The 12,976-nt window shown below is 69.6% G+C and carries 14 protein-coding genes; all 14 read right to left on the bottom strand.

Features of this window, described 5'->3' with window-relative positions; genetic code table 11:
* Positions 1-17: 17 nt before the first annotated feature.
* Positions 18-830 carry a tryptophan synthase subunit alpha gene (gene trpA / locus E3O50_RS06580; RefSeq protein ID WP_134448758.1) on the bottom strand — a complete coding sequence of 271 codons (813 nt, stop codon included), beginning with the start codon at positions 828-830 and terminating at the stop codon, positions 18-20.
* 26 nt (positions 831-856) lie between these two features.
* Positions 857-2,074 carry a tryptophan synthase subunit beta gene (gene trpB, locus E3O50_RS06575; protein ID WP_134560083.1) on the bottom strand — a complete coding sequence of 406 codons (1,218 nt, stop codon included), beginning with the start codon at positions 2,072-2,074 and terminating at the stop codon, positions 857-859.
* Positions 2,075-2,845 (bottom strand): indole-3-glycerol phosphate synthase TrpC, encoded by a 771-nt coding sequence (gene trpC, locus E3O50_RS06570; protein WP_134448732.1) that lies wholly within the window; start codon positions 2,843-2,845, stop codon positions 2,075-2,077. It abuts the gene before it with no gap.
* Positions 2,846-2,849: 4 nt separating this feature from the next.
* Positions 2,850-3,077: a DUF6704 family protein gene (locus tag E3O50_RS06565; protein WP_134448733.1), complete on the bottom strand. Its 228-nt coding sequence runs from the start codon at positions 3,075-3,077 to the stop codon at positions 2,850-2,852.
* Positions 3,078-3,175: 98 nt separating this feature from the next.
* Entirely contained in the window at positions 3,176-3,823 is a 648-nt protein-coding gene (locus E3O50_RS06560; RefSeq protein WP_134560081.1) for a Trp biosynthesis-associated membrane protein, read from the bottom strand.
* Positions 3,824-5,368, bottom strand: a complete 1,545-nt coding sequence (locus tag E3O50_RS06555; protein WP_134560080.1) for an anthranilate synthase component I — start codon at positions 5,366-5,368, stop codon at positions 3,824-3,826. It abuts the gene before it with no gap.
* The gene (hisI, locus tag E3O50_RS06550) at positions 5,365-5,799 is read right to left on the bottom strand and encodes a phosphoribosyl-AMP cyclohydrolase (protein ID WP_134560078.1); all 435 of its coding nucleotides are present in this window, start codon (positions 5,797-5,799) and stop codon (positions 5,365-5,367) included. Before hisI ends, E3O50_RS06555 begins: the two co-directional genes overlap by 4 nt.
* Positions 5,799-6,560 (bottom strand): imidazole glycerol phosphate synthase subunit HisF, encoded by a 762-nt coding sequence (gene hisF / locus E3O50_RS06545; RefSeq protein WP_134448737.1) that lies wholly within the window; start codon positions 6,558-6,560, stop codon positions 5,799-5,801. Before hisF ends, hisI begins: the two co-directional genes overlap by 1 nt.
* Positions 6,561-6,628: 68 nt before the next feature.
* Positions 6,629-7,468 (bottom strand): ATP phosphoribosyltransferase, encoded by an 840-nt coding sequence (gene hisG, locus E3O50_RS06540; protein WP_134448738.1) that lies wholly within the window; start codon positions 7,466-7,468, stop codon positions 6,629-6,631.
* A gap of 66 nt (positions 7,469-7,534) precedes the next feature.
* Complete coding sequence (locus E3O50_RS06535) at positions 7,535-7,798, bottom strand: phosphoribosyl-ATP diphosphatase (RefSeq protein WP_134448739.1); 264 nt, start codon at positions 7,796-7,798, stop codon at positions 7,535-7,537.
* Positions 7,799-7,810: 12 nt separating this feature from the next.
* Positions 7,811-8,479, bottom strand: a complete 669-nt coding sequence (gene rpe / locus E3O50_RS06530) for a ribulose-phosphate 3-epimerase (RefSeq protein ID WP_134448740.1) — start codon at positions 8,477-8,479, stop codon at positions 7,811-7,813.
* 105 nt (positions 8,480-8,584) lie between these two features.
* Complete coding sequence (locus E3O50_RS06525; RefSeq protein ID WP_134560076.1) at positions 8,585-9,976, bottom strand: transcription antitermination factor NusB; 1,392 nt, start codon at positions 9,974-9,976, stop codon at positions 8,585-8,587.
* Positions 9,973-10,890: a methionyl-tRNA formyltransferase gene (fmt, locus tag E3O50_RS06520; RefSeq protein ID WP_134560074.1), complete on the bottom strand. Its 918-nt coding sequence runs from the start codon at positions 10,888-10,890 to the stop codon at positions 9,973-9,975. Before fmt ends, E3O50_RS06525 begins: the two co-directional genes overlap by 4 nt.
* Positions 10,891-12,975: a primosomal protein N' gene (locus E3O50_RS06515; protein WP_134560072.1), complete on the bottom strand. Its 2,085-nt coding sequence runs from the start codon at positions 12,973-12,975 to the stop codon at positions 10,891-10,893.
* Position 12,976 lies beyond the last annotated feature (1 nt).

Here is a 12,976-nt window from a genome sequence, read left to right as displayed (position 1 = left end):
CTAAACGGTCGCGTGCCCTAAACGGCGGCGCGGATCCCGGTCGCTCCGGCTGCAAGCCGGGCGGCCAGGGCTCCGAGGGCGGGGACTCCCCCGTCGGACAGCGCCTTGACCAGCGCGGAACCGACGATGGCGCCGTCCGCGTAGCCGAGGATCTCGCGCACCTGCTCCGGAGTCGAGATTCCGAGGCCCACGCACGCGCTCGTCGCACCGGCGAGGCGCAGCCGGTCGACCAGGACGCGGGCTGCGGAGTCGACGTCGGAACGCGCCCCGGTGATGCCCATGGTGGAGACGGCGTACACGAAACCCCGGCTGACCTCGACCGCGTGGGCGAGCCGTTCGTCTGACGACGAGGGCGCGGCGAGGAAGACCCGGTCGAGCCCGGTGCGGTCGCTCGCCGCGAACCAGTCTGCTGCGTCGTCGGGGATGAGGTCGGGGGTGATCAGGCCTGCGCCGCCTGCGGCGAGCAGGTCGTCGGCGAAGCGGTCGACCCCGTACTGCAGGATCGGGTTCCAGTAGGTCATCACGAGGACAGGGGCGTCGACGCGTGCGGTGATCGCCGCGACGGCTTCGATTCCGTGGCGGAGCCGGAAACCGTTGGCGAGGGCCTGCTGGGTGGCGGCCTGGATCACGGGGCCGTCCATCACGGGGTCGGAGTACGGGAGCCCGAGCTCGATGATGTCGACGCCGTTCTCCGCGAGGGCGACCGCGGCCTCGATGCTCTCAGCGAGGGTGGGGAATCCGACGGGAAGATAGCCGATCAGGGCACCGCCGCCCTCTGCCTTGCGCCGGGCGATCGTGGCTTCGACCCTGCTGGTGCGGTTGGGCGTCATCGGTGTGCTGGTCTTCGTCGTTGCGGTCATAGCTGCTGTGCACCCTCGTCGAGCAGGTCGAAGTATCGGCCCGCCGTTTCCATGTCCTTGTCCCCGCGACCGCTGAGGCTGACCAGGATGGTCGCCTCCGGTCCGAGCCGTTTGCCGAGCTCGAGGGTTCCGGCGAGGGCATGGGCCGACTCGATCGCCGGGATGATGCCCTCCGTGCGGCTGAGGAGGCGGAACGCGTCCATCGCCGCGGCGTCGGTGACGGGCAGGTACGTCGCCCGTCCGATGGTCGAGAGCCAGGAGTGCTCCGGTCCGACCCCCGGGTAGTCGAGTCCGGCCGAGATGGAGTGCGACTCGACGGTCTGGCCGTCCTCGTCCTGCAGCATGAGGCTGCGCGCCCCGTGCAGGATCCCCGGGCGTCCCTTGGTCAGGGTCGCGGCGTGGCGCGGGGTCTCGATGCCCTCTCCGCCTGCTTCGTACCCGTAGAGGGCGACAGCAGGGTCGTCCAGGAAGGCGTCGAAGATTCCGATGGCGTTGGAGCCGCCGCCGACGCACGCGGTGACGGCGTCGGGGAGGCGCCCGGTGAGTTCGAGCACCTGGGCGCGGGCCTCTTCTCCGATGATCTTCTGGAAGTCGCGCACCATCGCGGGGAAGGGGTGCGGACCTGCGACGGTGCCGAAGATGTAGTTGGTGGTCTCGACGTTCGTGACCCAGTCGCGCATGGCGTCGTTGATCGCGTCCTTCAGGGTGCGCGACCCGGTGCGGACGGAGACGACCTCTGCACCGAGGAGGCGCATCCGTGCGACGTTGAGGGCCTGCCGTTCGGTGTCGACCTCGCCCATGTAGACGACGCACTCGAGCCCGAACAGCGCGGCGACGGTCGCGGTCGCGACGCCGTGCTGGCCGGCGCCGGTCTCGGCGATGACCCGGGTCTTGCCGATGCGCTTGGTAAGAAGCGCCTGGCCGAGGGCGTTGTTGATCTTGTGTGACCCGGTGTGGTTGAGGTCTTCGCGCTTGAGGATCACCCGGGCGCCGCCGGCGTGCGCGGCGAACCGCGGCACCTCCGTGATGATCGACGGTCGGCCGGTGTAGCTCCTGTGCAGTTCCATCAGCTCAGCGGCGAAGGCCGGGTCGACCTTGGCCAGCGCATATTCGTTCGTGAGCTCGTCGAGGGCTGCGACGAGCGACTCCGGGACGAACCGGCCTCCGAAGTCGCCGAAGTACGGGCCTGTTTCGGTTCGAAGGGACGTGGACATTTAGACCGCCAGAAATTCGGTAAGGGTGAGAATGGGATCGTTCGTGACGAGCGCTTCGCCGACGAGGACGACGTCGGCGCCGGCGGCACGATAGTGGGCGACGTCCGCGGCCGTCTTGACCGCTGATTCGGCGACGCGGATGACACCGGAGGGGATCCGGTCTGCGAGGCGGCCGAAGAGCTCCTGGTCGAGCTGGAACGTCGACAGGTCGCGGGCGTTGACCCCGACGAGGCTTGCACCGATATCCAGCGCACGGTCGACTTCTTCGGCGCTATGGGTCTCGACGAGGGCCGTCATGCCGAGTTCGCGGACGAGGGCCTGGAGGGACCCGAGGGTGGCCTGGTCGAGTGCCGCGACGATGAGGAGCACGAGGTCTGCGCCCGCGGCCCTGGCCTCGAGGACCTGGTACGGCTCGCCGATGAAGTCCTTGCGGAGGACAGGGATGGACACGGCGGATCGCACCTGTTCGAGGTCGGCGAGGGACCCGAGGAAACGGCGTCCCTCTGTGAGCACGCTGATGGCGCTCGCCCCGCCGAACTCATAGGAGACGGCGAGGGCGGCAGGGTCCGAGATCTCGGCGAGGGTGCCCCGGGAAGGACTCGCCCGCTTCACTTCCGCGATGATCTTGACCCTGTCGGCCGGTGCGAGGGCGTGCAGTGCGTCGATGGCGGGGGCGCGATCGAGGGCCGCCGATTCGACGGCGGCGAACGGACGGGTGAGGCGCCGTTCAGCGGCGTCTGACAGTGCCCCGGCGAGGAGTTCGGACAGCACTCGGCTAATGACTTTCGTGCGGCGCTGCGTCGGCGACGCCGTAGCCCAGCCGGCTCAGTACGAACCCGGCGATCGGGCCGAGGACGAGGAGGACGACAGAGGCCCACACCAGCCACGGCACATCGAGGAAGAAGGCGACGGTGCCGATCGTGATCGCGACGAGCATGACGACGACAGCCGTCCAGGCCGCGATCGAGTGGCCTTCGCCTGGGTCTACCGACTCGAAGCTCATGGTTCTCCTTCTGGGCGTCAACTGCGTACGCATGGGCGTCATCTGCGGACGCGTGGATTGTGGGTCCTGGTGCGGCTCAAGTCTAGCGGCGGCGCCGATCACCGGTCACCGGCCGTTTCGGTGGGATCATCGCCGCGCGTGAGCCCGTCCCAGGTGATGACGGCATCCTCTCGCGCGTCTTCACCGGCGGAAGCAGCCGGCTGGCCGCCGGGTGCACCGTCCGCGGGCTCGAAGCGCACGGCCTGGTATCGACTCGTCGCGCCGGGCCAGCGGCGATTCGTGACGAGGATGCCGACACCGGCCGCGGCCATGATGACACCGGCCGCGAAACCGGCGAAGGCCCACGGTGTGAGGGCGGCCGCGGTGACGCCGTCCTGGATCGAGGCGTTACCCGCGATGCCCGTCGCCTTGGTGATCGCGGCCGCGCTCGCTGCGGCGGGGTTGCCGATGGCGAGGCCGGCACCGAGGGAGACCGAGAAGCCGAGAAGCACCTCGAGGGCGCCGAGCACGACCCGGATCACGGGGCCCGCGATCGTGAGTGCGCCGGCGAGGGCGAGCCCGGCGAGGGCGAGGGCGCTCAGCGCGCCCGCTGCGGTCGAACCGCTGATCGGCAGGTCGACGGTCGATGACCCCTGCACGACGCGCACGTCGATCCAGACCTGGCTCCAGGCGAGGAGCGTGAGTCCGCTCGCGGCGATGACGAGGAGCACCAGCCGGAGCTTGAGGGTGCGACCGGTTCGCTTCACCTAGTGCACCCGCTTCATGGCGTTGGCGATCGCGACGGCGCGCAGCGGTGCCGCGGCCTTGTTGACCGATTCCTGGAACTCGCTCGCGGGATCGGAGTCTGCGACGAGGCCTCCCCCGGCCTGCACCCTGGCCACACCGTTGCTGATCGTGGCGGTGCGGATGGCGATGGCCAGGTCCGCGTCCCCGGCGAACCCGAAGTAGCCGACCACTCCCCCGTAGACACCGCGCTGGGTGGGCTCGAGATCGTCGATGATTTCGAGCGCCCGCGGCTTCGGCGCCCCGGACAGGGTTCCGGCCGGGAAGGTCGCCCGGAACACGTCGATGGCCGTCTTCCCCTGCAGCAGGTTGCCCTCGACGGACGAGACGAGGTGCATGATGTGGCTGAATCGCTCGATGCGTTTGAACTCGGTGACCTCGACGGAGCCGGGTGCGCAGACCTTGAGCAGGTCGTTCCTGGCGAGGTCGACGAGCATCAGGTGTTCCGCACCTTCCTTGGGGTCACCGGCGAGCTCGGTCTCGAAGTCGGCGTCCTGCTCCGGGGTGGTACCGCGCGGCTTGGATCCGGCGATCGGGTGGGTGAACACGCGCCCGTTCTGGACCTTGACGAGGGCCTCAGGGGACGATCCGACAATCCAGTACGGTTCCCCTGTCGCGGACTCGAGGCCGAGCAGGTACATGTACGGGCTCGGGTTGAGGCTGCGGAGCACCCGGTAGACGTCGATCGGGTCGGCCGTGCACTCCTGGTCGAAACGCTGGGAGATGACGACCTGGAAGATGTCCCCGTCGACGATGTGCCGCTTGGCGGTGTCGACGGAGGCCAGGAAGTCGTCGCGGGTGGTGCGGGCGCGCATCGTCGCGGGGGCCGACATGTCGACCTCGGCGAGCCAGGCCTCCGCAGGCACGGCGAGCCTGGCCTGCATCGAATCGAGCCTGGCCTGGGCGGTCGCCCAGAGCGTGTCCGCGGCGTCGATCCCGTCGTTCAGGACGTTGGCGATCAGCTGGACCGTGCCGAACTTGTGGTCGATCGCGACGAGGTCTGCCACGAAACTGAAGGCCTGGCCTGGTACGTCATAGTCTGCGGTGGGCTGGTTGGGCAGGCGTTCCAGCTGACGAACGGCCTCCCAGCCGATGAACCCGACGAGACCGCCGGTCAACGGCGGGTGCCCGGGAAGCCGCGGCGTCTGCCAGCGGGCGTACAGGGTGGCGAGGGCCTCGAGCGGCGGCTGGGCCGCTGCCGGGCCGAGGACGCGTGCGGCGTCGACGCCGTAGGGGATCCACCGGGTTTCCGAACCCTGCTGGGTCAGGACGCCGAACGACGACACCCCGACAAAGGAGAACCGCGACCAGATGCCGCCCTGTTCCGCCGACTCGAGCAGGAAGCTGCCCGGTTGACCGGCCGCGAGTTTGCGGTAGATGCCGACGGGGGTCTCCCCGTCCGCGAAGAGTTCGCGGATCACGGGGATGACGCGGTGCCCGGCTACCAGCGCGTCGAACTGCGCGGCCGTCGTCGTGCCGGCCGTACTCGTCTGGGCATCCGTCGTCATGCGTGTTCTCCGTCTGTCGCGTCGGGGTCTGTCGCATCGGGGTCTGTCGCATCGGGGTCTGTCGCATCGGGCCTGGCGCCGTGGGCGACGTCGATGTCCCGCCCGTCGAAGCACGTGTGGGTTCCGGTGTGGCAGGCCCCGCCGACCTGGTCGACCTTGACGAGCAGGGTGTCTGCGTCGCAGTCGAACGCTGCGCCGCGCACGTACTGAGCGTGCCCGGACGTGTCGCCCTTGCGCCAGTATTCCTGGCGCGAACGTGACCAGAATGTCACGCGGCCCTCTGAGAAGGTCCGCCGGAGGGCTTCCTCGTTCATCCAGCCCAGCATGAGCACCTCGCGGGTGTCCCACTGCTGGATCACGGCGGGCAGGAGGCCGTCCGCATTGAAGACGGCGCACCCGAGGGCATCCTCGATGGTCTGCAGGGGTGTCATCAGCGCACCACGAGTCCTTCCCTGGCGAGTTCGTGTTTGACGTCTCCGATACTGAGTTCGCCGTTGTGAAAGACGGATGCCGCGAGGACGGCGTCTGCGCCTGCCCGGATCGCGGGCGGAAAATCTTCGACCCGTCCAGCGCCGCCGGAGGCGATCACGGGTACGCTGCTGATTTCGCGCATGAGGCCGATCAGCTCGAGGTCGAAGCCATTCTTGGTCCCGTCCGCGTCGATGGAGTTGACGAGCAGCTCCCCCGCTCCGAGTTCGATCGCGAGCCTGGCCCAGGCGAGGGCGTCGAGGTCGGTCTCCGTGCGGCCGCCGTGGGTCGTCACGACGAACCCGGATTCCGTGCGGTCGCTGCGCTTCACGTCGAGGGACAGCACGAGCACCTGTGAACCGAAGCGGTCGGCGATCTCGCCGATCAGGGCAGGGCGGAGGATTGCGGCGCTATTGACGCCGACCTTGTCAGCGCCGCTCGCCTGCAGCCGCGAGACGTCTTCGACTCCCCGGATCCCGCCGCCGACGGTGAGCGGGATGAAGACCTGCTCCGCTGTGGCGCGCACGACGTCGTACGTCGTCGCCCGGTTGTCGACGGTCGCGGTGACGTCGAGGAACGTGAGTTCGTCTGCACCCTGCTCGTAGTACCGTCGCGCCAGTTCGACCGGGTCGCCCGCGTCCCTGAGGTTCTGGAAGTTGACGCCTTTGACGACCCGGCCGTTGGCCACGTCGAGGCACGGGATGACCCGCACGGCAAGACTCACGATTGCACCTCCGGGGCTCTGCTGCCCAGTGTTGTTCCGCCCGTTGCTATTCTGCCCACAATCGGGTTCTACAGGCGGGCGTTGTGGATGGCGCTGATCAGGATGGCCCGGGCGCCGAGCTCATAGAGGGCGTCCATGATGTGGTTGCTGTCGTGACGCGGGACCATCACGCGCACGGCGACCCAGTCGGGGTCGTGCAGGCTCGACACCGTGGGTGACTCGATTCCGGGGGCGAGCAGGCAGGCCGCGTCGAGTTTGACGAGCGGGATGTCGTAGTCCATCAGCACGTACTGGCGGGCGACGAGCACGCCCTGCAGACGGCGGAGGAGCGTGTGGATGCCGGCGTTCTCGTTCTCGGAGGTGATCAGGACCGCCGTCGATTCGAGGATGACCGGGCCGAAGATCTCGAGGCCGGCCTTGCGCAGGGTCGTTCCGGTCGAGACGACGTCGGCGACAGCATCCGCGACACCCAGCTGGACGGCGGACTCGACGGCGCCGTCGAGGGTCACGAGGGTGACCGTGACGGAGTGACGGGCCAGGAAGGCTTCGACGAGACCGGGGTAGCTCGTCGCGACGCGGAGCCCTTCGAGGTCGCTCAGCTCGCCGAAGCGTCCGGCGGGGCCCGCGAAGCGGAAGGTCGAGTCGCCGAAGTCGAGGCTCGCGATCTCCCGTGCCGGGGAGCCGGAATCAAGCAGAAGGTCCCGGCCGGTGATTCCGACGTCGAGCGCCCCGCTGCCGACGTAGGTGGCGATGTCCCGCGGACGCAGGTAGAAGAACTCGACGCCGTTGCGCGGGTCCGACACGACGAGGTCGCGCGGGTCGCGACGCCCGGTGTACCCGGCCTCGTGCAGCATCTGCGCCGCGGTTTCGGACAGGGAGCCCTTGTTGGGCACGGCAATTCTCAGCATCTCAACACTCTCAGCAGGTCAGTTCTCGGGGTAGGGATGGCGGCGCCGGCCGCTGCGGCGGCCGGTTCAGAGGTGCTTGTAGACGTCGGCGAGGGTGAGCCCCTTCGCCAGCATCATGACCTGCACGTGGTAGAGCAGCTGGCTCATCTCTGCGGCGGTTTCCTCGTCGCTCTGGAACTCCGCTGCCATCCAGACTTCGGCAGCTTCTTCGACGATCTTCTTGCCGATGGCATGCACTCCCGCGTCGAGTTCACGGACGGTTCCGGAGCCTTCCGGCCGGTTGAGTGCTTTTTCGCCCAGTTCAGCGAAGAGGTTGTCGAATGTTTTCACTCCCCTAGGTTACTAGTGCGCGTGCGAGTGCGCGGTCGCAGCAGTCCTCAGGAGAGCGATCCGGGCCTCGGGATCCGGGAAACCGAACACGCTCGAGCCGGCGACGAAGGTATCCGCGCCCGCCTCTGCGGCCACGACGATGGTCTCCTCCGTGATGCCGCCGTCGACCTGCAGCCAGATGTCCCTGCCACTGGCCCTGACGGCATCCGCCACCGTGCGGAGCTTGCGCATGGTCGACGGCAGGAAGCTCTGGCCGCCGAAACCGGGCTCGACGGTCATCACGAGGACCTGGTCGAATTCGGCGAGGAACTCGAGGTACGGCTCGATGGCGGTGCCCGGCTTCAGGGCGATGCCCGCGCGGGCGCCTGCTGCCCGGAGCTTGCGGGCAAGCGCGACCGGGTTGGTCGTCGCCTCACCGTGGAAGGTCACGGAGAACGCTCCGGCCTCGGCGAATTTCGGTGCCCACCGTTCCGGATCCTCGATCATGAGGTGCGCGTCGACGGGCAGCGCAGAGACCTGCATGATGCGCTCGGCGACGGGGAGCCCGAAGGTGAGGTTCGGCACGAAATGGTTGTCCATCACGTCGACGTGCACGAGGTCGGCGGTGCGGATGCGACCGAGGTCGCGTTCCAGGTTCGCGAAGTCTGCGGCGAGAATGCTGGGGCTGATCCTGATCGGCATGCCTTCACCCTATCGCCGCAGGCACGCCACCCCACTCCGTGAGGTGTCGCACATCGACCTTCATTCGCCCGGCGAACGTCGATATGCGACACCTCACGAGTATTGCTAAGCGGTGCGCTCGAGCAGGGTGATGAACATCGCGTCGGTTCCGTGGCGGTGCGGCCACAGCTGCACGCTCGTTCCGTCGCCCGGCAGGTCGAGCGGGGTGCCGCTGAATCCCTGGACGACCGCGGCCGTGTCGACGGCCCGCACCCGGTCTCCCCACTTCTTCAGCGCCGTGGCGACAATGCCGCGGCTCTCCGCGATGTGCGGTGAGCACGTGACGTATGCAAGGAGGCCGCCGGGCTTCAGTGCGCCGAGCGCCGCGTCGATGAGGCCGGACTGCAGGTCGGAGAGTTCGGCGACGTCGCGCGGAAGCTTGCGCCAGCGCGCCTCCGGCCGGCGACGCAGTGCGCCGAGACCCGTGCACGGTGCGTCGAGCAGGATGCGGTCGAATTCCTCGGAGTGGTTGACGGCGATGCGGGTCCCGTCGAGTTCCCAGACCGGAACGGTGCCCGGGACCGCGGAGAGGGCGCGGCGCACGAGCGTGGCCCTCGCCGGCACGAGCTCGTTTGCAACGAGTTCGGCGCCACCCGCGCGCGCTTCTGCGGCGAGCAGGGCCGCCTTGCCGCCGGGTCCGGCGCAGAGGTCAAGCCAGCGTTCTCCCGGCGTGATGGGGCGGGCCCGGCTCAGGGTGAGTGCTGCGAGCTGCGAACCCTCGTCCTGCACCCGGATGCGGCCGTCGTGGTCGGTGACGAGGTGAACGGGGTCTCCGCCCGCGAGCATGAACCCGACCGGGGAGTACTCGTTGGGTCGGCCGAGGCCGGCGGTCTCCTCTGCTGTCGTGATGCCCGGCAGCGCGACCATGTTGACCCGGGGGGCGGCGTTATCGGCGATAAGCAGGTCTTCGAGTTCGTCCTCACGGCCTTCGAGGCGCAGCGACTGCCTGAATGCGCGCACGACCCACACCGGGTGCGAGTGTTCGGCGGCGAGCCGGTCGTCCGCGGAGCCTGCTCCGGCGAGGACCCGTTCGCGCCACTCCTCCGGGGTCGAGCGGGAGATGGTGCGGAGCACGCCGTTGGTGAAGCCCGTGGCGGCGCGGGAGCCGACCTGCCGGGCCAGTTCGACGGATTCGTTGACGGCGGCGTGGGTCGCCACGCGCGTCGCGAGCAGCTGGTGGGCGCCGAGGCGAAGCACGTCGAGGATGGCCGGGTCGATCGCGGTGACCGGCCGGCCGGCCGCTTCCGCGATCACGAGGTCGTAGTAGCCCTGCATGCGCAGGGTGCCGTAGGTCAGTTCGGTCGCGAGGGCGGCATCCGCCGTGCTGAGGGCGGCCCGCTGGATACGGGTCGGCAGCAACAGGTTCGCGTAGGCGTCCGACTCACGAACGGCCGCGATGACCTCGTAGGCGACGCGGCGGGCGGGCTGGACGAAGCCCTGGTGCTGTTGGACGCTCATGAGGCGACCACGTCCGTCGCCGCCATGCCGCGCCACCAGTCGATTGCCTTCATCTGTGTCTTTCCAGCCGGTTGCACCGTGACGAGCTCTAGCGGCTCCGTCCCGGTTCCAACCAGCACTTTCTTGTCAAATTCGCGAATCACGCCCGCCGGAAGCGGCTGGGCGCCGTGGGTCGGCGCGAGGTCGAGGACCTTGAGGCGCGCTTCGCCGAGCATGGTGAAGGCTCCGGGTTCCGGCGTCACGCCGCGCACCCGGTTGTAGACGACCGCAGCGGATGCGGCCCAGTCGATCCTGGCGTCGGCGAGGCCGAGTTTGGCGGCCGTGGTGGGCTCGCCCACCTGGGGCACCGCCTCGATCGTGCTGGCCTCGAGCTGGTCGACGACGTTCCTGAGCAGCACGGCACCGCTGTGACTCAGGGAGTCGAGGAGCCCGCCGGCGGTCGCGTGCCGGGAGATCGGTTCGGAGAAGCTCGCGAACACGGCGCCGGCGTCGAGCTCGGCGACGAGCTGGAAGACCGCGGCTCCCGTCCGTTCGTCTCCGGCCATGATGGCGCGCTGCACGGGCGCTGCCCCGCGCCAGCGCGGCAGCAGGGAGAAGTGCAGGTTGATCCAGCCGAGGCGGGGAACGGAGAGCAGGGGTTCCCGCACGAGCCCGCCGTATGCGACGATGACGCCGAGGTCGGGTTCGATGGCTTCGATTCGTTCCGTCGCCGCAGCGTCGAGGCGATTGGTCTTGAGCAGCGGAAGTCCGAGCCCGGCAGCGGCCTGCGCGAGGGGTGACGGGGTGAGCACACGCTTCCGGCCGAGGGGGGCATCCGCCCGGGTGATGACCGCCGCGATGGAGTGCGGCGAGTCGGCAAGGGCCTGGAGACTGGGCACCGCCACCTGGGGCGTGCCCGCGAATACGAGTTTCATTTAGAGCAGCTCCGGGTCGTCGAATCGTACTTTGAGTGTAGGTGCCGGGCGGAAGGCGGCGCCTTTGGCCCGGCGGCGGCGCGCTGCATTGCGCACAATCGCCGCCTTCACGAGCCTGGCGACGTCGTCGCCGTCGACGTAGTTGAACCGCACGACGGCCCGGACGAGGGGGTCGACGGTTGTGACAGGACCGAGCACATCGAGGCCGGGAACGTCCGTGAGATCCTCGACCGCCGCTGCGACATCGGCGGCGGTCCCCGTCACAGAGGCGACGCGCACGGCGGGCGGGAAGCGCAGTTGCCTGCGGTCAGCGAGTTCTGCCGCTGCGAAGGCACCGGGCTGCCACGCGTTGAGCGCCGTCGCGAGTGCCCCGCCGACGCCGGCGAGCATGACGGACGCGCCGGGGGCGGCGAGGGCTGCTGCGTTGCTCCACCAGCGCAGGCAGTCCTCTGCGACGCCGAGGGACTCGCGGGCGAGCATCTTCTCACCGTCGAGCAGGAGGATCGCCCGGTAGCCGCCTTCGGGGATCGGCTCGGCACCGCGCGTCGCGACGACGAGGGCAGGGGCGGCCCCGATCTGCTGCAGCGGATGCTCCCCGTCGGCGACGAGGACCAGCGCGCCGGGAAAGGCGCGGCCCAGTTCCTCGGCGGTGCGCCCGGTTCCGAGGGACACCACCCGCAGGGACCTGCCCTCACAGTGCAGGCAGCTCCAGCCTGCCGCAAGCTTGCCGCACCAACGGCAGGACGGCACGGCGTTCGCGCTCGCGAGGGCGAGCGGTCCCTGGCAGTGCGTGCAGCGGGCCGATTTCTTGCAGGTCTGGCAGGCGAGGGTCGGCGCGTACCCGGGGCTCGCGACCTGGACGAGGACGGGTCCGTCAGCGAGGGCGGCCCTGGCCACCTGCCAGGCGGCGGAGGGGATCCGGTTGGTCCGCTCCTGGCGGTCGGGACTGAGCTGGAATTCAGTAGGGATCACCCGGGGATGCCGAGGGCTCAGGGGGTGCGCCTCGCCGAGAAAGCCCAGTTCGAGGAGCCGCTGCACGGGCACGCTGCGGGTGTGCCCGAAGAACATCAGTGCGCACCCGCTCAGGGCCTGGCGGACCAGTGCTGCGTCGCGGGCATGGACGTAGGGGCTGAGCGGTTCGGAGTGCAGGGGGTCCCCGTCGTCCCAGAGCAGGATCGCCCCGAGGTTGTGCGCCGGCGCGTAGACCGCAGACCGGTTGCCGAGGATGATCCGCGGGGTGGGTTCCAGGCAGGCGAGGAAGGCGCGGTAGCGCTCGGGGTTGGGCTGGCGGGCATCGACCCTGCTCACGGTTCCCGCGGGCGCGCAGGCATCGAGGGCGGCCTGGAGCTGGTCCTGGTCGCGGTAGTCGGGAACGCAGAGGATGGCGCTTCGCCCGCTCCGAACGGTTGCCGTGGCGAGTTCGGCCATTGTGGTGGCCCAGTGGCCGACGGTGCGCCCGTCCGGCAGGGCGACGAGGGCGGGTACGGCGGCCACGCTGAGGCGCCTCTGCTCGGCCAGGGCCGCGTCGAGCAAACCGGCCGGGTAGTCAGCGAAACCGGCGGATGCCGCCGGCTCGGCTTCCGGAGCAGGTTCGGCTTCGTCCTGCGCGGCTTCGTCCTGCGCGGCTTCGTCCTGCGCGGCTTCGTCGTGCGCGGAGAGCCAGGCCTTCTCGACCCGCACAGCGCGAGGGGGGATCGCGAGCCGGAGCACATCGCTCGCGTTGCCGGCCGCGCGGTCGGCGACGCGACGTGCGAGCCGCCAGACCTCCGCCGTGAGCACGGGGGCAGCGGACACGATGGCCTCGACCGGGCTCAGGGCGCCATGGAAGTCGGCGGCGGCGTCCTTCGGGGGCTCGATGCCGGACACCGGTGCGTTCAGGGTCGCGAGGACGGCTCCCCCGGCATCGAGGACCTCGATCAGGTAGCCGTCGGCGACGCGTCCGGCCGAGCGCAGGGGCACCCGCACCCGCACTCCCGGCCGCGCGGCCGCGGCGAGGTCGTCCGGGATGCCGTAATCGAAGAGATGGTCGAGCTGGGGCAGTGTCGACTCGATCAGGACGCGTGCCACGAGGCCCGTGCGTCCCATG

This window comes from Cryobacterium sp. MDB1-18-1 (assembly GCF_004402735.1).
Classification (GTDB): Bacteria; Actinomycetota; Actinomycetes; order Actinomycetales; family Microbacteriaceae; genus Cryobacterium; species Cryobacterium glucosi.
Note: the sequence above shows the minus strand (reverse complement) of the source record. Positions and strands in the feature narration are given on the sequence as shown.